Below are 20,784 nucleotides of genomic sequence, written 5' to 3'. Positions count from 1 at the left end.
CGGTTGTAGAACTACCTTTATCTTGATGCAGATATTAATACATGTCAGCTTATGTATAAGGATCTGGGAAGAGATGAATACTATGGTCAGATATTACGATAAATCACTGGGATTATCCTTTCCCATAATGGACAGTAGTAAGACCATACTTCTTAAGAAAGCGGGGCACATGTGAAATGAAAGCTACTGGAATTGTTCGCCGTATTGATGACCTCGGACGCGTGGTTATTCCCAAAGAAATTAGACGTACTCTTCGTATTAGAGAAGGAGACCCACTGGAAATATTCGTCGATCGGGACGGTGAAGTCATTCTCAAGAAATATTCTCCGATTGGTGAGTTGGGTGACTTTGCAAAAGAGTACGCGGAGTCATTGTTCGAAGGTACTGGACACATTACGATGATTGCTGATCGTGACACCTTCATTGCCCTTGCAGGCGGCTCCAAAAAAGATTATTTGGAGAAACAGGTAGGAGTGCTGCTGGAGAAAGTCATGGACAGCCGTAAGACTGTGTTAGAAACCAATGAAGGCAGTTATGAAATTGCTAAAGATCATCCGGATTTGGTGTCCTCATATGTAGCCTCACCGATCATTTCCGGTGGAGATCCTATTGGTTGTGTAGTGATGGTGAGCAAGGATGATTCGGCGAAGATGGCGCAAATGGAAATAAAAATGGCCGAAACGGCTGCCGCTTTCCTGGGCAAACAAATGGAGCAGTAATCTTAATTTAGACCCCGCTTTCCTTTTGGTAAGATATACAAAGGGCAAACGGGGTTTTGTCGTTTACACAAAACCGTTTCTACTTCTGGGCATACATACGTTATAATATAGAAATTCATCCCATCAAAGTTGTAGAAGCAGGTATTATATGAAATCTAATACACAAACATCACGATTGCTGCAAGGCGCATTTATCCTTAGTGCCGCGGCCATTATCTCAAAGCTTATTGGCACACTTCAAAAAATTCCGCTGCAAAATCTAGGCGGAGATGCTGTATTTGGTATATACAACACAGTGTATCCCTTGTATACAATGCTGTTAACGGTAGCTATGCTAGGTCTGCCTGCGGCGATCTCCAAATTTGTCGCCGAAGCTTCGGCTGGGAGACGCGATGAAGAAGGCCGCCGGATTCTACTATTATCCGCGCTAATTACAGGCATCAGCGGCTTGATTATCGGCGCCATCACCTATGCAGGTGCACCCATCATTGCCGAATGGGTAGGTAACTCACATGTAATGCCTGCCTTGCGGACAAGCGCCTGGGGTCTGGCTGTTGTCCCTGTCATGTCGGCCATACGCGGGTACTTTCAGGGGCTGCATAATATGGTTCCTACAGCCGTGTCACAGATTGTAGAGCAGTCTGTACGGGTTACAGTGATGATTATTCTTCTGTTATATCTCACTTCGCAGGGAGCAGGAGCCGAGAGTATCGCTGCTGGCGCGCTGCTTGGTTCTGCCGGAGGGGGAGCCGCAGGGCTTGTAATTATGCTGCTGTACTTGAGACGTCACCGCCGGAGGGTAAAACAGGAAGCTGCTGCTGAAGTAGCTGCTGCTGTCGAAAGTCAGCGTGTAAGAGCGCTGGATGCAGGACATGGGCTAGGTTCCAAACAAGGGTTTATGGGCATTAAAGCAGGTACACTGCTGGCTTATGGAATTCCCGTAATGCTAGGTGCACTGGCTATGCCTCTTATCGGTCTTGTAGATGTATTCACTGTGCCTCGACTGCTGTCGTCTGACGGAAGTGAAGTAGCTGCGATGGCCCAGTTTGGTGTGTACAATCGGGGTTTGCCACTTGTGCAGATTATAACGATGATTGCCACCTCACTGTCTGTTGTGTTCATTCCAGCTTTGGCGGAAGCGAAGTACAAGGGAGATATGAAGCTGATTGAGACCCGCTGCAGCTTGTCGCTGCGTTGGTTCTGGCTGTTAGGTCTAGCGGCCTCAGCCGGCCTTGCAGTGCTTGCTGAGCCGATTAATATGGCTCTTTACGGCGATACCGCTGGCAGCAGCACAATGACTTGGCTGGCTTTTACCGCTGTTGGCGGTACAGTCAGCATCATCTCTGCTGCGCTCCTCCAGGGCCTCGGCTACGTGCGCGCCCCGGCCCTGCACCTTTTGGCCGCCGCGCTGCTCAAGGCGGCCCTGAACCTGCTGCTGGTTCCGCAGCAGGGCATTACCGGCGCGGCCATCGCTGGCGTGGCCGCGCATTCGTTCGCAGCAGCGCTTAACGTGCTGCTGCTGTACCGCCAGGGCCATCTGCGGCTTCGCCTCGCAGATGCCCTGGCACGGCCCGCGCTGCTCACAGCGGGCCTGGCTCTTGCCGCCGCAGCTGCCAGCTGGGGCACTGGCGCCGCAGCTACGGCCGCTGGCATCGGCGGCGGACGCACCGCCAGCTTGGCGCAGAGCCTGCTCGGGGTGCTCGCAGGCTGCGTTGTCTTTGCCGTAGGTGCGGTGGTGCTGCGGCTGCTCAGCGAAAGCGAGCTTCGCCAGCTTCCGGGCATCGGCCCGTCTCTGGCGGACAAGTTCAAAAAGCTGCGTTTATTTCCATAATTAACCCGCTTAAAAGGAGGAACAGATATGAGTGCAACATTAACAGTTGTTGGTCTCGGGTCAGGTAATCCCGATCGGCTGACACTAGGAATTATAAAAAAACTGAAGGCAGCATCCGTTGTCTACGTTCGTACCCAAGAGCATCCAGTTATGGCTGCTCTCAACGAGCTTGAAATCGCCACGCAATCCTTTGATGGACTGTATGAAACATTAGCTTCGTTTCCTGAGGTCTATGCTGCAATTACTTCAAAATTGATTGAAGAGGCTCGCTCCGCCGCAGACGGTACAGATATTGTCTATGCGGTTCCGGGGCACCCCATGGTTGCAGAGTCAGCTGTTTCACAGCTGCGTCAGCGTTGCCCGGAAGAAGGAATAGAACTGCAAATATTAGGCGGGGAGAGTTTTCTGGACGAGGCGTTTGTGCGACTGGGGTTCGACCCTATTGAAGGCTTCCAGTTATTAGATGCTTCAGGCATTCGCAGCGCTCAGCTTCAACCTGAATTGCATACTCTGATTGGCCAGGTTTATGACAGCTTTACAGCTTCGGAGACAAAGTTATGTCTGATGGAGCTGTATCCGCCCGAATATGAAGTGGTGGTGGGTCATGCCCTTGGCGTGGAGAACGAAGAAAACATTGTGACTGTTCCTCTATACGAATTGGATCGGCTTGAGGGTTATGGTAATTTGTCTCTGGTCTATGTACCTGCGAATCGTGAGGAGAAGCTAAGAAATCGTACTTTCGCTCGCTTGCATGAGATTGTCGATATTTTGCGTAGTCCGGACGGTTGTCCGTGGGATCGGGAGCAGACTCATGAATCTTTGCGTAAAAATCTAATCGAAGAAACCTACGAAGTGCTTGAGACGATTGATGAGGATGACCCAGACCATATGAAAGAGGAGCTGGGCGATCTTTTGCTGCAGATCATGCTGCACTCCCAAATGGAAGAGGAGCTGGGCACGTTTGACGTATTTGACGTCATAGAAGGACTGAATGATAAGCTTATCTTCCGCCATCCCCATGTATTTGGTGACAAGAATGCGAATGATGCTGAAGAAGCTCTGATCAATTGGGAGGGCATGAAGGCAGAGGAGAAGCGGCGTAAAGGCGTGAAGCCAGAGGAATTATCCGCCCTCAGTGGGGTTCCGCGTGATTTGCCCGCTCTTATGAAGGCGTACAAGCTTCAGAAAAAAGCATCCAAGGTGGGCTTTGATTGGGACAACGCTACGGATTGCTTAGCTAAGGTTCGTGAAGAAATAGAAGAGCTGCAAGAAGCCATCGATACTGATGCAGCCGCCGAGGATCAAATTCTGGAGCTGGGCGACCTGTTATTTGCTGTTACCAATGTTGCCCGATTTATTGGCGCAGATCCGGAAGAAGCTTTAACCCGGACCAACCGCAAATTTGTGCGTCGGTTTCAGTATATCGAGCAAAGTCTGCGAGCCAAGGGTATGAGTGTAGAAGATAGTAGCTTGGAAGAGATGGAAGAGTTGTGGCAGGAGGCAAAGACTGAGGAACGAAAAGTATAGTAATTTTCTCAGACTATGTACGGTATACGGACCTTAAGATGAGGCAATGCTGTGAAAGTAGCATTCATCTCTGATTTAGATTATGGCGAGTAGTTTAATAGTGCTATAGAATAGATTCTGCGACGATTTCTGAGAAATAACTGTTTCTTTTTTTAAAAAACGACGATTCGTGGCAGGATTTTAAGATGACATCAAGAATATCATAAAGACGAAATGACGACTTGCCCCATAATATGGCGGTGAATCTCGTTTCATTTATTTTTTCGTATCCTAGGAGGAACTTTAAATTATGAACAAGACAGATCTGGTAAACAACATTTCCGAGAAAAACGGATTGGCAAAAAAAGATGTAGAAGCAGTATTGAACGGATTCTTGGGTGAGATCACAGAAGCTTTGGCAAAAGGCGATAAAGTTCAACTGATCGGTTTCGGTACATTCGAAACTCGTAAACGTGCAGGACGTACTGGTCGCAACCCGCAAACGGGCACAACGATTGAAATTCCAGAATCAACTGTACCGGCATTTAAAGCTGGTAACAAGCTTAAAGAAGCCGTTAACTAATGCGTCTTGACAAATTCCTGAAAGTGTCCCGATTAATCAAGCGCCGTACAGTGGCCAAGGATGTGTCCGAACAAGGCCGGGTGCTGATTAACGGGCGGGAATCTAAGCCAAGTAGTGCAGTTAAGATCGGTGACGAGATTACTGTGCAATTTGGACAAAAGCTTGTAACGGTCAAAGTCGAAAAGCTAGTCGAAACGACACGCAAGGACGAAGCCGCTGGTATGTATACTCTACTTCGGGAAGAGCCTGTTGCCAAAAGCACCGGCTTGGACTGGTAGGAGTAACATAGTTAATAGTAAAAAAGAAGGCACAACTTTACATATTGTAGAGTTGTGCCTTCTTTTTTCTTTTTTTATCTCTCTTATTTTAGTGGATTGGAATGTTCTATAACTTCTTCTACTGCCATAGATTAGAGGTAAGAAGGAGGGGTACATGCTATGATCGAGCCAGGAAAGGTAAATAAACAGCATGATCTGCACATGCGCAGTCGTAAACAGCTAGAGTTGACGGGCGTGCAAAATGTGGAGAGCTTTGATAGCGAGGAATTTTTGCTTCGTACAGAACTCGGCCATCTCACCATTCGCGGGAATCATTTACATATCAAAAATTTAAGTCTGGAGAATGGACTGTTGTCCTTGGAGGGCAATGTACATTCCCTGATTTATCTAGATCCCGGATCGCAGGGCAAAAATAAAGGTCTACTCGGTAAGCTATTTAAATGAATCCTGCAGTTCAGTGGCTGACGCTGTTCTACATGATATTGGCCGGGGTGACAATGGGACTGGCCTATGACAGCTACCGGGTGCTGTCGCTCAAGTTCAATTTTCCCAAATGGCTGAATGCCATGCTTGACCTGCTGTATTGGTTTTGTGCTGCTTTGTTTGTTTTTAGAATGCTCTATGCCGGAAATCAGGGGCAATTGCGATTTTATGTCTTTTTAGGTTTATTTCTAGGAATATGGATCTATTTTTTGATCTTCAGTGTTACGGTGCGGCGTTTTGTGTTAATGTTAATTCAATCGGTTCAGTATATGTGCAGATTGCTATGGAGACTTGTGGAGATTCTAATAGGTAAACCTCTTCGCTGGCTTTGGCGCCTTATTATAGGGTTGCTAGTGCTGCTAGGTCGTATTCTATTATTCATCCTTAAGCTTCTGCTGCGTCTAACGAAGCCAATTTGGGTATTACCAGTAAGGTGGATTTCTCCATGGTTATCTCGGCTTAAGCATAGCGCCTGGATCGTGAAGATTACTGGATGGATTACCAAATGGCGGAAACGCTGACCTTTGAATTAGGGGGTACGCTGCATGAACAGATTCACTGCGGAAGAGAAAAGTAATCCCAGCAAAAATTCGGCCGCAGGCGCGAAGAGAAGAAGAGTCATGTGGATTCTCTTTGTGGCAGTATTTTTTGGCTGGGCGGGTTATACTTACTTCAATCAAAGTGCGGCAATTACGGACAAGGGCGAGCAACTCGCCAAGAAACAAAAGACTAGTGAGAGTGTCACAGCATCTTTGAATCAACTGAAATATGAAGTGTCCAGACTTAATGATGATGAGTATATTGGCCAATTAGCGCGTAAATGGTACAATATCTATCCTCAAGGGGAAACTCCTATTCGAACAGAGCAATCAGAGCAATAATACTGGCTAAAAGAGGCTTTTACTCTGTTGCCTTGCTTTGCTCTTTACTGTATAATCAAATCACCGCAGACAGGATGACCTTAATATTCGTCTGTATATTTTTAAGGGAGGATCATTTTATTCTATGGCAATTGAAGTGGGCACCAAGTTAGAAGGCAAAGTGACAGGCATCACGCATTTCGGAGCATTTGTGGATCTGTCAGGAGGTGTCACAGGTCTCGTTCACATCTCGGAAATCGCCGATAATTACGTCAAGGATGTTAACGATCATCTGAAGATTAGTGATGTAGTAACCGTCAAGGTGATCAACGTCGATAAGGACGGCAAGATCGGACTTTCCATTAAGCAGGCTGTTGACAAGCCAGCATCGGAAGTACGTCCGCCTAGAGCTCCAAGACCAGAACGTCCTAGCGGCGGAGACCGTTTCGGCGGCGGTGGCGGCAGTGGTGGAGGCGGCGGTGGATTCAATCGTGAACGGGGTGGGCGTCCATTTAAGCCTGCAGCCGGTAAACCTTCATTCGAGGATAAAATGTCGCGATTCCTGAAAGACAGCGAAGAACGGATATCTTCGATTAAGAAGAACACAGAAGGAAAGCGCGGAGGCCGTGGAGCCAAACGCGTATAATCCAATACCTGTACATCATAAATAACCGCAAGGGCATTTCGCCCTTGCGGTTTTTTTGTCGTGTCATATAAACTTGCCGACAGCATCCATGTCATTCTCACATAACTCTAGGGCAATCGCTGGCGAATGACCGCCAGGCTTGCGCCTAAAACTGCACTGGAAACAAGCTTAAGGAGAAGCAACCTACTGCGCCGCAAGGGATCGATCTATTTTTTTAGGAATAATGAACAAAGGCTTTTTTGTCGGAAATTTCTTATGACTGTCCCTCCATTTCTGACAAACTTTCTCAAATGACCCGCTATATAATGAGAACCATAAATTCTTAAACGGGTGGTGTAGGGAAATGAGTAAAAGCAATGTGGTGAATTTGCCAGAGTGGACAAGAGTGGGAAGCGAAGATAAGAAGCAGAGACAAGCCTTAGGCACGCGTATTATAGCTTGGGGTCAGAAGCAGCGTTATATTCAGCTTATAACAGCGAAGAAGTGGATGCTTCTGTTAAGCTTTATGGGGTTTCTGCTAGGAAGAGCTATGATTCTGGACGAGCTGTCCCCTTTTGCTGTCGCATATTTTGCCGTCATTGTGTTTATGCGTCGAGACTCTATGTTACCTGTAGCAGGTGCTATTATAGCTGGAAGTCTCTTCACTCCGTTTCCGGGTGCCTTGGTTACTACGGCTGAACTAATTATATTTTTTCTTGTTTATAGAGGGCTTGAAAGTTTCGAACGAATAGATTTGTCTTATGCACCCCTTATGGTATTCGTATCCTCGTTTATGGTTGGCCTGTTCAAGATTGTTCTCGGACCGTCTCTTTCCTGGTACCCCTTTATGATGACAACTCTGGATGCTTTACTTGGGTTTGTTCTTACCCTTGTGTTCATTCAGGCACTTCCTCTACTAACTTACAAACAAAAGAGCAGATCGCTGAGGAACGAGGAGGTTTTATGCCTTATTATTCTGTTAGCCTCCGTAATGACAGGCCTTGTGGGCTGGACCCTTAATGGTTGGTCATTAGAGCATATATTGTCTCGTTATTTAATTCTGCTCTTTGCCATGGCGGGGGGCGCTCCCCTCGGTGCAGCTGTTGGGGTGGTGACGGGGTTGATCCTCAGCCTGGCCGATATCAGTGCTATCTATCAGATGAGTCTGCTTGCTTTTTCCGGAATGCTAGCGGGAATGATGCAGGGTGGGCGAAAGGGTGCGGTATCTATTGGCATGTTGCTAGGATCAACGATCCTTTCCGTCTATTTTACGGGTCCGGGTGATATGATGGCCTCAACATGGGAGACCTGCGCAGCAATAGTGCTGTTTCTAATAACGCCTAAGGCGATGATATCGGCGATTGCAAAATATGTACCGGGCACGTCAGATCATAGCCGATCTCAACATGAATATGCCCGCAGGGTCAGGGATCTGACTGCAGAACGGGTCACTCAATTCTCACAGGTATTCCAACAGCTCTCCAGTAGCTTTGGTCAGATTCCACGTGCCGGAGAAGTGGGCAAATCGGATCGTGAAATGGAAGATTTTATGAATACGGTCACAGAAGGCGCCTGTGCTGGATGCATTCGCCGTACCCACTGCTGGGATGCAAAATTCTATCAGACATATAGATACATGACAGATATGATGACAACTGTTGAGGAATGCCCTGATATTACGGCTGCTCAGCTGCCACCGGAATGGAGCCGTATTTGTGGCAAAACCGGAGAAGTGCTTGAGGTCATGAAGGGACAATATGATCTCTACCAACATGATATGCGGTGGAAAAGACAAATATACGATAGTCGCCAATTTGTTGCCGAGCAGTTGTCAGGCGTGTCACAGGTTATGGAAGACTTGGCCAAGGAAATTAAGCGTGAGGGACAGGCCATGTATCGGCAGGAAGCGCAAATCCGCGAGGCTCTTGAGAAATTGGGACTGTCTATTCATGGCATTGAAATTTTAAGTCTGGACCCAGGACGCGTAGAAATAGAAGTAGTGCACGCTTATAATCGCGGTTTTGATGAATGCCGTAAAATGATTGCCCCACTCCTCTCCGACATTCTGGATGAGAATATTGCTGTCATGAGTGAGACGGCGGTTCATCCCCGGGAAGGACTCTCGATGGTTACCTTTGGTTCAGCCAAAGCCTTTGAGGTAAACACGGGTGTGGCAGTTGTTTCTAAAGGTGGAGATATGCTGTCTGGCGATAGTTTCAGCACCGTAGAGCTTGGAAATGGCACCTTTGCAGTATCCATTAGTGATGGTATGGGGAATGGTGAGCGGGCAAGGATGGAGAGCAGTGCCGCACTCGGCATGTTAGAAAAGCTGCTGCAATCCGGAATGGATGAGAAGCTGGCTGTAAAGTCGGTCAACTCAATTCTTTTATTACGCTCCCCTGATGAATTCTATGCTACTGTCGACATGGCTTTAATCGATCAATATTCTGCGCAGACAACGTTTATGAAGATTGCTTCAGCACCAAGCTTCATCCGGAGGGGGAGTGAGGTCATTCCAATAACCTCTAGCAATCTGCCGATAGGAATCATTAAAGATATTGATGTGGATTTAATCAGTATGCAGCTTCGCCCCGGCGATATTTTAATTATGATGACTGATGGTATTTATGATGCGCCTGGATATGCCGTTAATAAGGAGATATGGATGAAGCGGATGATCCAAGAGCTTGAGGGTGATGATCCTCAGGATTTAGCGGACAGCCTGTTGGAGAAAGTGATCCGTTATCAGGGCAATGAGATCCTTGATGACATGACTATTGTCGTCAGCCGTCTTGATCATTTCCATCCGGAATGGTCCAGCTTGCATATGCCGGGCATCGGCCGTATGGAGCGCCCGCGTACGGTAAGTTAGTTATTTTAGGTTTAGATTTAGATTTAGTAGGTTTTAATGTTGGGCACGCGCGAAGCGTCGTGTTGCTTGTATAGTTTAAGGCACGTGCAAGATATCGTGTTGCTGGGGGCACGCGCGAAGCACCGTGTTGCTTGTATAGTTTAAAGCACGTGCAAGATATCGTGCTGCTTGGGGGCACGCGCGAAGCGTCGTGTTGCTTGTGAGTTTGTAGCACGCGTAAGGCGTCGTGCTGATGGAGGTATTCGAGGCGAGTACGTGATGTGTAACTCGCCGGCCTCTACTATTCTCGTTTCAATGTCGGCTGACTTGGGACGGAATTTGTAGATCTAAACTGTTTACTAGTGAAGGTATGGAACGGAGAGAAAGTTTGGAGCTGTAGAAGCGGAGCGTTCGCCTTTGTCCTCGGATTCCAACCGCGAGAGGCGGTTCTAATCAAGGAATCTGAGGACAACAGCGATCGAAAGCCCAAACATTTCTCGCAGTTCCACTATTCACTACCCCCCACTATTTGATCGAAATTCCCCCACTTAATATCGACCGTTTGAAATCTCTCATTTCTGGATATGCTAGAAACAGAGGTTCAAACAAAGGGGGAGTTGAGGGTTATGAAGCAAATTATGCTCATTACTGACGGTTGTTCGAATGTAGGAGAAAGTCCGGTGTTGGCAGCGGCGCATGCCCTGCAGGAGGGAATCACCGTAAATGTGGTCGGTGTAGTTGATTATGGTACGATCGGTGAAATCGGCAGCCGGGAGATTGCCGACATTGCCAAGGCCGGGGGAGGCCTTAGCCGAATAGTCGGAACACCACAACTGGCGCAGACGATTCAGATGATGACACGCAAGACCGTGGTTCAGACGATCCAGCAGGCGGTTAATAAAGAGGTAAAAAAGATACTAGGCGACGGCTCACTGGATCAGCTGCCTCCTGTTCAACGTTCACAGGTTGTTACAGTTGTAGATGAACTGACAGAAACAACGCCGCTACGCATTGCACTTCTTATCGATGCCAGTGCCAGTATGAAGCCTAAACTGGGTGCTGTGGAAGATGCAATCCGCGATTTGGCACTCAGTTTAGAAGCACGGGAAGGCAAGAGTGAGATCGCTGTGTTTCATTTTCCCGGAAATAACAGCAGTGAAGATGCCAAGCTTGATCTGGATTGGACGCATGACATGTCAGGTATTCGTACGCTATTCTCTAAATTACACATGAGAGGCGCAACACCGACTGGCCCAGCTATTTTCAAGGTGCTTGAACATTATCGTTATGATACACTGGATGAACATCGTGGACGCCGACTAAGCGATGACCACGACGAAAGAGAAGGGATGATTGGTGGGTATGTCGTCTAATCCGTCCTATCCTACTGGTACCTTAATTAACGGCAAATGGCGGGGTAACCGTTATGTCGTTGAGCGGATGCTGGGAAGGGGCGCGAACGGAACCGTATATCTTGTGCAAAGAGAAGGCAGACGGGAAAGGTACGCGCTAAAAATCGGATACGATACACTTGAACTTCAATCGGAGATCAATGTACTGACCTCGCTGCAATCGCGACGAAAGCGGAATGAACATCGGGCTCGTCGTGAGAATCCATTGTCTTCTTATTTTTTGGAAGCGGATGATTTTGCGAATGGGGATAATATCCCCTTCTATGTGATGAGGTATGTTGAAGGCAAACCGCTGCATCATTTTTTATCGAAAAACGGTCCCGATTGGTTAGGCCTGGTAGGTCTTGGTCTGCTTGAAAAGCTGCGCACACTTCATGAATGTGGATTTGTGTTCGGTGATTTGAAGCCCGAGAACGTCATGGTATCTAAATACGGTGAAGTGGAACTGATCGACTTTGGGGGTACAAGCCCTATTGGTCGTAGCGTGAAGCAGTTTACCGAATGGCATGATCGTGGTTTCTGGAATGCGGGCAGTCGAATCAGCGATGAGGGTTACGATCTTTTCGCATTTGCTGTGCTGTGTCTTCGTTTGCTCAATGAAGAAGGGCTCAAAAAGGCAGCCTTACAGCTGCCGCAGACGAGAAGTGTGGACGAATTATTTAAGCTGGCTAGAAATTTACCCAATAAGAAACTATCCTCCTGGATTTGTATGGCGTTAAAAGGGGGGTTCTCAGGCTCTGCGGATGCTACTGAGGTCTGGCGAAACCATATTTATAACTCGCGCAGAAAGCGCCCGGATAGTATGGACACCCCTCGGTGGTTAAAAAATGCATTCGCATTGTCTTTGTTTTTGCTCGCCTTTACGATTTATTGGGTATTCCGTTTTTGAACTCATACATATAGTTGGAGAGAGAGGGGGGCGCATATGGAGCAAATGAATGGACTGGTGGAGTCTGTATTGGAGTCAGCAGCCGAGCATGAGCTGTGGGCGCCCCATGACACCATTGTAGTCGCAGTTTCCGGCGGCCCGGATTCTGTGGCTCTTTTGCATGTTTTACATGAAATATCTTTAAAATTTATACCGCTTACCTTAATATGTGCTCATGTGAATCATGGATTTAGGCCGGAGTCGAAGGAAGAGGCAGAGCTCGTACGTGGTATGGCTGAAGAATTGGGACTGCCCTTTGAGTTTGCGGAATTCGATATTCCCTCCTTGGCTAAAGAGAGTGGACTTGGTCCTGAGGGTACTGCACGTGAGAAGCGGTACGAATTTCTGATTGATACGGCGCACCGATATGGGGCGCGTTCTGTTGCTCTGGCTCATCATGCTGATGATCAGGCAGAAACTGTAATTATGCGTCTATTACGCGGAAGTGGCTTATCTGGACTGTCGGGTATCAAGTGGAAAAGAACAGAAAAAAAGGTGGAACTCATTCGCCCATTCCTACGTATTAACAAAACAGCACTTTTAGGGTTATGCCAAAATGAAGGTTTCACTTATGCTGAGGATGCCACCAATCTGCTGACGAAATATAAGCGGAATGCCATTCGTTTGGAAGTTCTTCCTTTTCTGGAAAAGTATAATGGCAGAGTGAGGCAATCCCTCGTACAGCTTGCGGAAATTGCGGGAGCTGAAGATGAGTATATGGAAGCGTCTGCGGCAAAATGCTTTGAAGAGCTAGTTTCGGAAGGGGATGGGAAATACACCTTTAACAGAGCTTCATTTGCTGCCATACCCTCCGCTTTACAACGGCGTTTGATTAAACTAATATTAAATTATCTGTCGGCGGATTTATCTGCCCTTGATTTCCCCAAGATTGAAGCTGTACGTCGGGGAACGCTGCAGAGCTATCCCACCACCTGGAGCTTGGATTTGGGTGGAGGCCTGACTTGTGTGCGGCAATATGATAGTATCTTGTTCTCGTCCAAGCCCACGACGCCACAGGCAAGCTATACATATCGTCTGTTTTTACCGGACTCTGAGCTTAAATTGGAGGAAATAGGTAAGGTGATGTCGATGGCGGTACTGGAGAGAGAAAACTTTTTTGTACAGGGGGAGGATTATGGGAAGATGTCGGCTTGGTTTGACCGTGATGAACTGGTCTTTCCACTGACGATACGATCCCGATTGCCTGGAGATACCATAAGGATCATGGGATTAAACGGAAGCAAAAAGGTAAAAGATATTTATATTGATGATAAAATACCTGCTTCCGAACGGTCATTGATTCCCCTCGTTTGTGATGGTTTGGGCAATATCGTCTGGATTCCGGGCGTAAGACGCTCGATGCATGCCGCAGTAGGGCGGCACACGACCTCCGTACTTCTATTGTCTCTGGCAGAGCTGGATGACCACGAAGTCACGTAATGGTCGAAGTAAGTCTTTCATAGTATAACTTAGGAGGTTTCGCAAGTTGCAAAACGATATTCAAGAAGTATTGATCACCGAAGAGGAACTTCAGCAGAAAATTAAGGAGCTCGGTCGAACACTGAGCGAAGAATACGCAGGTCGTACCCCTTTAGTAATTTGTGTACTAAAAGGTGCGTTTATATTTATGGCAGATTTGGTTAAAGCCATTACAGTACCTGTTGAGATGGATTTCATGGCAGTGTCCAGCTATGGAGCATCCACCAAGTCCTCTGGAGTAGTCAAAATTATTAAGGATTTGGATGTATCGGTAGAAGGCCGCGATATCTTGATCGTTGAAGATATTATTGACAGTGGTCTTACACTCAGCTATTTAATTGAGTTGCTCCGCAACCGGAATGCTGCTACTATCTCTGTGGTTACCTTGTTTGATAAACCATCAGGCCGCACTGTTAATCTTGAAGCCAGCTACACAGGCTTCGTGTTACCTGACGAATTTGTAGTAGGCTACGGATTGGATTATGCCGAGCGGTATCGGAACCTCCCATATGTTGGAGTACTGAAACCTGAGATTTATTCCAATTGAACTAAGGACTGCCTCGATCATACGGATCGGATACCCACAACTTCCTTTATTTGAGGTGTCCCAAGAGGCTATGGTACAATAACTTGAGTGTTGTGAGAGGAGGTAGGGGATGAATCGGTTCATCCGGAATTCTGGTTTTTATTTGATTTTATTTTTAGTCGTGGTGGGTATTGTCCAGTTTGTGAGCAATGGAAATGAAGCCGCCGATTTCCCTAGATACGACGAGTTACGGCAGGAGATCAAGAACAACAATGTGAAGGATTTGACGGTTCAGTTTGAGGGTAATGCCTTTCTGGTCACAGGTGAGTATAGAGAGCTGCCTGCCGATACTAAATCGAAAAGCTTCTCCACATATATTCCTCCTACAGATGCCGCTATCAATGAACTGATTCAAGCCAGTGATGTTAATGGGATTGAATTAACTCAGAAGAAAATGGAAGGTACCAGCATTTGGCTGACATTCCTTTCTTCAATTATCCCACTGGTAATTATGTTCATCTTGTTCTTCTTCCTGTTTAACCAGGCGCAAGGTGGCGGCGGTAAAGTCATGAATTTCGGCAAGAGCAAGGCTCGGTTATATAATGAAGAGAAGAAGAAAATCAGCTTTGAGGATGTAGCAGGGGCGGACGAAGAGAAGCAAGAGCTTGTCGAAGTCGTTGAGTTCCTAAAAGATCCACGCAAATTTGCAGCTGTCGGCGCACGTATTCCTAAGGGCGTATTGCTTGTAGGTCCTCCGGGAACAGGTAAAACATTGCTTGCCCGTGCGGTAGCAGGTGAAGCTGGCGTACCTTTCTTTAGTATTTCCGGTTCTGACTTTGTGGAAATGTTCGTGGGTGTCGGTGCTTCTCGGGTACGTGATTTGTTCGAGAATGCTAAGAAGAATGCTCCATGTATTATCTTCATTGATGAAATTGATGCTGTGGGTCGTCAGCGTGGTGCCGGTCTTGGTGGCGGACATGACGAGCGTGAACAGACGCTTAACCAATTGCTGGTTGAGATGGATGGATTCGGTGGTAACGAAGGCATTATTATTGTAGCGGCGACTAACCGCGCTGATATACTTGATCCGGCATTGCTTCGTCCAGGACGTTTTGACCGTCAAATTACGGTTGACCGTCCTGATGTGAAAGGCCGTGAAGCTGTACTTAAGGTTCACGCTCGTAACAAACCGCTTACGAAAGATGTAAGACTGGATGTTGTTGCTAAACGCACAACCGGATTCACAGGTGCTGATCTGGAGAATCTGCTGAATGAGGCAGCTTTGCTAGCTGCACGTCGTAACCGTAAAGATATTTCCATGATTGAAGTGGATGAAGCTATTGACCGTGTTATCGTAGGTACTGAGAAACGCAGCCGTGTGATCAGTGACCGCGAGAAACGTATTGTAGCTTATCATGAAGCAGGCCATACTATTGCTGGTTACTTCCTTGAGCACGCCGATATGGTGCATAAAGTTACTATTATCCCACGCGGACGTGCAGGCGGATATGTTATTATGCTTCCGAAGGAAGATCGGATGATCGTTACCAAGCAGGAGCTTTTGGATAAGGTTACTGGATTACTTGGTGGACGTGTTGCTGAAGAATTGTTTATTGGTGAGATCGGTACGGGTGCATACAGTGACTTCCAACAGGCTACGCGCATCGTACGTGCCATGATTATGGAGTATGGTATGAGCGATAAGCTTGGACCTATGCAGTTCGGATCTTCTCAAGGTCAAGTATTCTTGGGTCGTGATATTGGGCATGAACAGAATTACAGTGACTCCATTGCTTATGAGATTGATCAGGAAATGCAGAACTTTATTACTTCGAGTTACGAACGTTGTAAAGATCTGTTGATCAAACACTCCAAAGAAATGCACTTGATTGCCAATACATTACTTGAGAAAGAAACACTTGAGCTTGATCAGATCACACAACTGATTGAACAAGGATTCCTTTCCGAGGATGGTAAACCAGAGGGTGGCGAAGGTGTTGCCCATGAAGTTGGCGAGCCTGTCATCGACAATATCGGTGATGTACGAGTTCGCATTCAAGGCAAGCCTGAGGATGAACAGTCCACACTTCCTGACCTGTCGAAGGATATCCCGAATAACCCTGATTCTGAGGGTAATGACGGTTCCGGTGATGACAATAAAGGTGGGGGCACTAGCCTTACCTAATTGGGTCCACCATTCATATGATGTAAATTTATCCGGAGAACGTAACTGTTCTCCGGATTTTTTATTTTAATTTTTAAGGGATTCTATGCCTTAAAGCCTGTCCAGTTACATTGACAGAGGCTGGAACGTTGTGTACATTAGTGATTAATATTACTTACTATTTATATCAGCATGTTCATTTTTTCACCATGATGGCGCATGCCATTTGATAACATCATGTCGGCGAAAAGCCGCGAGGATTTAAGGGGGAGAACAATCGGTGGAAGCTCTGGCGCTTGAGCGCAAGCAGGAACAGAATCGAGAACTTCGTATACGTCTTGAACAGCTTAAAAAGGAACGAAACGCAATCATTTTAGCTCATTATTATCAACGTGATGAAATTCAGGAGGTTGCCGATTTCCGGGGCGACTCTTTTTTACTCGCTCAGAAGGCTGCAGAGACAGATGCAGAAGTTATTGTATTCTGCGGTGTTCATTTCATGGGGGAAAGTGCAAAAATTCTAGCCCCGAACAAAACCGTCCTTATTCCTGATGAACGTGCAGGCTGTCCAATGGCAGATATGGTCAATGTAGACGGTTTGCGTAAGCTAAAAGCTCAACATCCAAATGCTAAAGTAGTCACTTATATCAACTCGTCCGCCGAGATTAAAGCAGAAACCGATATTTGTTGTACCTCTGCTAATGCTGTAAAAGTAATCGAATCCCTTGACGCCGAAGAGATTATTTGGGTCCCAGATAAGAATCTTGGTCAATATGTACAAGATCAGACGGGCAAGAAGCTGATTATTTGGGAAGGCTATTGCAACACTCACGACATGTTGACCGTCAAAGATGTAGTAGAAATGAGAGCAAAATATCCAGATGCGGAATTTGTAGTTCATCCAGAGTGTCGTCCTGAAGTAGTCGCCATGGGTGACTATGTAGGCAGCACTACATCAATTCTGGAGTATTGCCGGAAATCGGATCGTAAGCAATTTATCGTTGGAACGGAAGATGGTACCGGATATCAGCTTCGTAAGGATAGTCCAGATAAAGAATTCCATTTTGCTACCAAATTTCTTGTTTGTCCTAATATGAAAGTTAATAATCTAAAAAAACTGGTGAAATGCCTGGAGACGATGAAGCCACAAATCTATGTACCGCCTGCTGTCGCCGACAAAGCCAGAACATCCCTAGAGCGCATGCTACAAGTCCGGTAGCATGCGCTACTCTTTCGTTGAAACAGGTGAAAAGCGGTCATGATTCCACAATATTTGGTTGATTTTGATCTTCGGGATATTCCTACGGTAAAGACAGATTGTATTGTTATTGGTTCAGGGATTGCCGGGTTATTCACAGCTATTAAAGCCAGTGAAGATCGGCGTGTCATAATGATCACAAAGAAATCAGTAATGGAAAGTAATACTCGCTATGCACAGGGGGGGATCGCAGCTGTTATAGCTGAGGATGATTCCCCTGCTTACCACCGGCAGGATACCTTAATGGCCGGAGCAGGTCTTTGCTCCTCAACAGCTGTCGATGCACTTGTTAATGAAGGGCCGGAAGGCGTTCATGAGTTAATTCGCTTAGGAACTCTGTTTGATAAGGAAGATGGGGTACTGGCTTTGACTCAGGAAGGTGCGCACAGCCACCGCCGTATTTTGCATGCTAATGGGGATGCTACAGGTTATGAGATTGTTCGTGCATTGGCGGAACAGGTAGCCGAACATGAGAATATTGAGGTCTGGGATGATCATTATGTTATCGATCTCATCACTGAAGGTGGAGAATGTGTAGGCGCATTATTGCAACGGCCCGGTGGTGGAAGGTTGTTCCTGCAAGGGAATGCGACCATTTTGTGCTCTGGTGGAGCAGGACAATTATATCGATACACTACCAACCCAGAAGTAGCTACAGGAGATGGAGTAGCTATCGCCTATCGCGCTGGGGCTCATATACGAGATATGGAATTTATTCAATTTCATCCTACAGCACTTAGTTACCCGGGAGCTCCTAGATTTTTAATCTCCGAAGCTGTGCGTGGGGAAGGAGCAGTCTTGCGCAATATTAATGGAGAACGGTTCATGGAACGTTATCATGACCTGCTTGAGCTAGCTCCGCGGGATATTGTAGCACGAGCTATTGTAAGTGAAATGGAACATACTAAATCAACGTTCGTTTATTTGGATATTACACATGAATCTCCAGAGATGGTGAAGCATCGGTTTCCCACAATATTTGAGACATGTATGGGCTATGGACTGGATATTACAAGTGATTGGATCCCAGTGGCTCCCGCTGCGCATTATATGATGGGGGGGATTAAGACCGGTCTGAATGGAGAGAGCACCATCCCACGTCTGTTTGCTTGCGGAGAGGTTTCCTCCACAGGCCTGCATGGCGCTAACCGTTTAGCTAGTAATTCATTATCTGAGGCCATTGTATTCGGACAGCGTATTATTGATCGGATTCATGAGCTTTCCCCGCTGGACCGTGATGTTTTATCGGTTAACAGTAACGAGGGACGTGTAGATTCGCCAACTCAAGCCATTGTGGAACGTCGTTTGAAGCTACAGAAGATTATGGTTCGATATGCTGGACTGCGTCGTAACGAAGAGATGTTACTTAAAGGACTAGATGAATTAAAACGACAGCTGCCAATCTTTGGATCAGCTTTGTCCAAACGTGAGGAATATGAATTTGCTAATATGCTGACCTGCTGTTTGCTTGTGACAGAGTCTGCTCTGGCACGGGAAGAGAGCCGTGGGGCGCATTACCGTGAGGATTATCCGCAGCGGGATGATGATCAGTGGCGTAAGCACCTGCTTCAAATTCGCGAACTGGGAATAGTGGAGGAATTAAGCGATGATGTTTAATGGTTACAATGAAGAACTAGTACAATCTATCAAGGCTTGGTTGCGGGAAGATGTTGGTTCCGGAGATGTAACCACGCAGATGACGATTCCAGTGGGCCATGAGTCCAAAGGGATTATTCATGCCAAGGAAGACGGGATAATTTGTGGCATTCCAATTGCAGAGCTGGTCTTTGAAATTGTGGATCCGGCACTTAGTTTTACAGCCCTTGTCGAAGAAGGCCAAGCTGTAACCAAAGGCACAGTAATTATTGAGGTTGAGGGCAGCACACATGCGATTCTAACAGGTGAGCGGCTTGCGCTTAACTTGATGCAGCGTCTTTCGGGTGTGGCATCACGTACAGCTTCTTTCGTGCAGGTGCTGGAGGGATTACCGACTCGTCTAGTGGACACACGTAAGACTACACCAGGTCACCGGATGCTAGAGAAATATGCTGTTCGTATTGGTGGAGGCTATAATCACCGTTTTGGCTTATATGATGCAGTTATGATCAAGGATAATCATATCAAAGGCGCGGGTGGTATTCGGCAGGCTGTAGGTCGTGCCCGGAAGAACATCCCGCATACGATGAGCATCGAAGTGGAGACCGAGAATTTAGAGCAAGTCGAAGAGGCGCTGGCAGCAGGTGCTGATATTATAATGCTCGATAACATGTCTAACGATATGATGAAGCAAGCCGTGGCTAGGATTAAATCGAAAGCTCCGCATGTTAAGACAGAGGCTTCTGGCAATGTATCGTTAGAAACCTTACGCGGGATTGCTGAAACGGGTGTGGATGTGATTTCTGTCGGGCGCCTTACGTACTCCTTCTCCAGTCTGGATATCAGTCTAGACCTTAATGCCAAGAAGGAAGGGCCTTTGTCATGATGCTTGCTGTCGATATCGGTAATACCAATATTGTTCTCGGTGTATATAGAAAACGCGATTTGCTGCATCATTTTCGGCTAAGTACTGCGCGTCAATCGACCGTGGATGAATATGGAGTAATGATACACAATCTTTTTCACATGTCAGGTATATCTGTCAAAGACGTTGAAGGTGTAATTATATCTTCGGTTGTTCCGCCACTGGTTAAGACTATTGAGGATATGTGTATTAAATATATAGGGAAAGACCCATTGATTGTTGGACCAGGGATTAAGACGGGGCTTAACTTACGTTATGAGAATCCGCGTGAAATTGGCGCAGACCGGATTGTTAATGCAGTTGCTGCGATTGAACAATACAAATGTCCACTTGTCGTTGTTGATTTTGGTACGGCTACGACTTTTGATTGCATTGATGCAGGTGCTAATTATCTTGGTGGGGCGATTGTCCCCGGCCTAGGCATTTCAACAGAGGCATTATACCAGCGGGCATCTAAGCTGCCGCGAATTGAATTGGAAAAGCCTAAAAAGGTCATCGGACGTAATACGGTGCACGCGATGCAGGCCGGGATTATTTTTGGTTATGCGGGTCAGGTTGAGGGCATTGTTAAACGAATTAAAGTCGAGATGAACGCTCCCGAACTGAAGGTTATTTCGACCGGAGGCCTCGCCTCGCTAATTGCGGGTGAAACGGACTGTATCGATGAAGTAAATCCTATGTTAACGCTAGAAGGATTAAGAATTATTTACGATCGTAACCAATAAAGATAAAGAAGCCTAAAAGGCGAAGAGATAGGAGG

Annotated in this window: 19 protein-coding genes; all 19 read left to right on the top strand. The window is 46.7% G+C overall.

The features are described 5' to 3' along the window. Positions 1-176: 176 nt before the first annotated feature. The 19 genes from spoVT to MHH63_RS23785 all read left to right on the top strand — a co-directional run bounded on the left by spoVT (position 177) and on the right by MHH63_RS23785 (position 20,749). Positions 177-719 (top strand): stage V sporulation protein T, encoded by a 543-nt coding sequence (gene spoVT, locus MHH63_RS23875; protein ID WP_036678783.1) that lies wholly within the window; start codon positions 177-179, stop codon positions 717-719. Between the two features lie 148 nt (positions 720-867). After that, a complete protein-coding gene (locus tag MHH63_RS23870) occupies positions 868-2,550 on the top strand; it encodes a putative polysaccharide biosynthesis protein (RefSeq protein WP_076130071.1) in 1,683 nt (560 codons plus the stop codon). A gap of 27 nt (positions 2,551-2,577) precedes the next feature. Continuing rightward, the gene (mazG, locus tag MHH63_RS23865) at positions 2,578-4,077 is read left to right on the top strand and encodes a nucleoside triphosphate pyrophosphohydrolase (protein WP_076307262.1); all 1,500 of its coding nucleotides are present in this window, start codon (positions 2,578-2,580) and stop codon (positions 4,075-4,077) included. A 289-nt stretch (positions 4,078-4,366) separates the two neighbouring features. Then, positions 4,367-4,639 (top strand): HU family DNA-binding protein, encoded by a 273-nt coding sequence (locus MHH63_RS23860; protein ID WP_036678778.1) that lies wholly within the window; start codon positions 4,367-4,369, stop codon positions 4,637-4,639. Then, positions 4,639-4,917 (top strand): RNA-binding S4 domain-containing protein, encoded by a 279-nt coding sequence (locus MHH63_RS23855; protein WP_076130073.1) that lies wholly within the window; start codon positions 4,639-4,641, stop codon positions 4,915-4,917. Before MHH63_RS23860 ends, MHH63_RS23855 begins: the two co-directional genes overlap by 1 nt. Positions 4,918-5,076: 159 nt before the next feature. Then, entirely contained in the window at positions 5,077-5,361 is a 285-nt protein-coding gene (yabP, locus tag MHH63_RS23850; RefSeq protein WP_036678773.1) for a sporulation protein YabP, read from the top strand. Beyond that, complete coding sequence (yabQ, locus tag MHH63_RS23845) at positions 5,358-5,921, top strand: spore cortex biosynthesis protein YabQ (RefSeq protein WP_341172166.1); 564 nt, start codon at positions 5,358-5,360, stop codon at positions 5,919-5,921. The genes yabP and yabQ overlap by 4 nt, the downstream gene beginning before the upstream one ends. A 24-nt stretch (positions 5,922-5,945) precedes the next feature. Further along, a complete protein-coding gene (locus MHH63_RS23840) occupies positions 5,946-6,281 on the top strand; it encodes an FtsB family cell division protein (protein WP_076130075.1) in 336 nt (111 codons plus the stop codon). Between the two features lie 124 nt (positions 6,282-6,405). Next, on the top strand, positions 6,406-6,906 hold the full coding sequence (locus tag MHH63_RS23835; RefSeq protein WP_036678766.1) for a S1 domain-containing RNA-binding protein: 501 nt from the start codon (positions 6,406-6,408) through the stop codon (positions 6,904-6,906). Between the two features lie 343 nt (positions 6,907-7,249). Beyond that, positions 7,250-9,757 (top strand): stage II sporulation protein E, encoded by a 2,508-nt coding sequence (gene spoIIE / locus MHH63_RS23830; protein WP_076130076.1) that lies wholly within the window; start codon positions 7,250-7,252, stop codon positions 9,755-9,757. Positions 9,758-10,362: 605 nt separating this feature from the next. Continuing rightward, positions 10,363-11,109, top strand: a complete 747-nt coding sequence (locus tag MHH63_RS23825; RefSeq protein ID WP_038568031.1) for a VWA domain-containing protein — start codon at positions 10,363-10,365, stop codon at positions 11,107-11,109. Continuing rightward, complete coding sequence (locus tag MHH63_RS23820) at positions 11,099-12,037, top strand: serine/threonine protein kinase (RefSeq protein ID WP_036678862.1); 939 nt, start codon at positions 11,099-11,101, stop codon at positions 12,035-12,037. Before MHH63_RS23825 ends, MHH63_RS23820 begins: the two co-directional genes overlap by 11 nt. 36 nt (positions 12,038-12,073) lie before the next feature. Continuing rightward, entirely contained in the window at positions 12,074-13,516 is a 1,443-nt protein-coding gene (gene tilS / locus MHH63_RS23815; RefSeq protein WP_076130077.1) for a tRNA lysidine(34) synthetase TilS, read from the top strand. A 46-nt stretch (positions 13,517-13,562) separates the two neighbouring features. Next, positions 13,563-14,102, top strand: coding sequence for a hypoxanthine phosphoribosyltransferase (gene hpt / locus MHH63_RS23810; protein WP_036678757.1), 540 nt, complete (start codon positions 13,563-13,565; stop codon positions 14,100-14,102). Positions 14,103-14,211: 109 nt separating this feature from the next. Continuing rightward, positions 14,212-16,266, top strand: a complete 2,055-nt coding sequence (gene ftsH / locus MHH63_RS23805; RefSeq protein WP_036678755.1) for an ATP-dependent zinc metalloprotease FtsH — start codon at positions 14,212-14,214, stop codon at positions 16,264-16,266. 259 nt (positions 16,267-16,525) lie between these two features. Beyond that, entirely contained in the window at positions 16,526-17,464 is a 939-nt protein-coding gene (gene nadA, locus MHH63_RS23800) for a quinolinate synthase NadA (RefSeq protein ID WP_036678753.1), read from the top strand. Between the two features lie 39 nt (positions 17,465-17,503). Further along, positions 17,504-19,120, top strand: a complete 1,617-nt coding sequence (nadB, locus tag MHH63_RS23795) for an L-aspartate oxidase (protein ID WP_341172165.1) — start codon at positions 17,504-17,506, stop codon at positions 19,118-19,120. Next, positions 19,110-19,985, top strand: coding sequence for a carboxylating nicotinate-nucleotide diphosphorylase (nadC, locus tag MHH63_RS23790; protein WP_248549703.1), 876 nt, complete (start codon positions 19,110-19,112; stop codon positions 19,983-19,985). Before nadB ends, nadC begins: the two co-directional genes overlap by 11 nt. Next, the gene (locus MHH63_RS23785) at positions 19,982-20,749 is read left to right on the top strand and encodes a type III pantothenate kinase (RefSeq protein ID WP_076305370.1); all 768 of its coding nucleotides are present in this window, start codon (positions 19,982-19,984) and stop codon (positions 20,747-20,749) included. Before nadC ends, MHH63_RS23785 begins: the two co-directional genes overlap by 4 nt. The last annotated feature ends 35 nt before the right edge of the window (positions 20,750-20,784 follow it).

Origin of the sequence: Paenibacillus sp. FSL H3-0310 (assembly GCF_038002785.1) — a bacterium.
Classification (GTDB): domain Bacteria; phylum Bacillota; class Bacilli; order Paenibacillales; family Paenibacillaceae; genus Paenibacillus_AQ; species Paenibacillus_AQ odorifer.
This window is presented reverse-complemented; position numbering and strand designations above follow the sequence as displayed.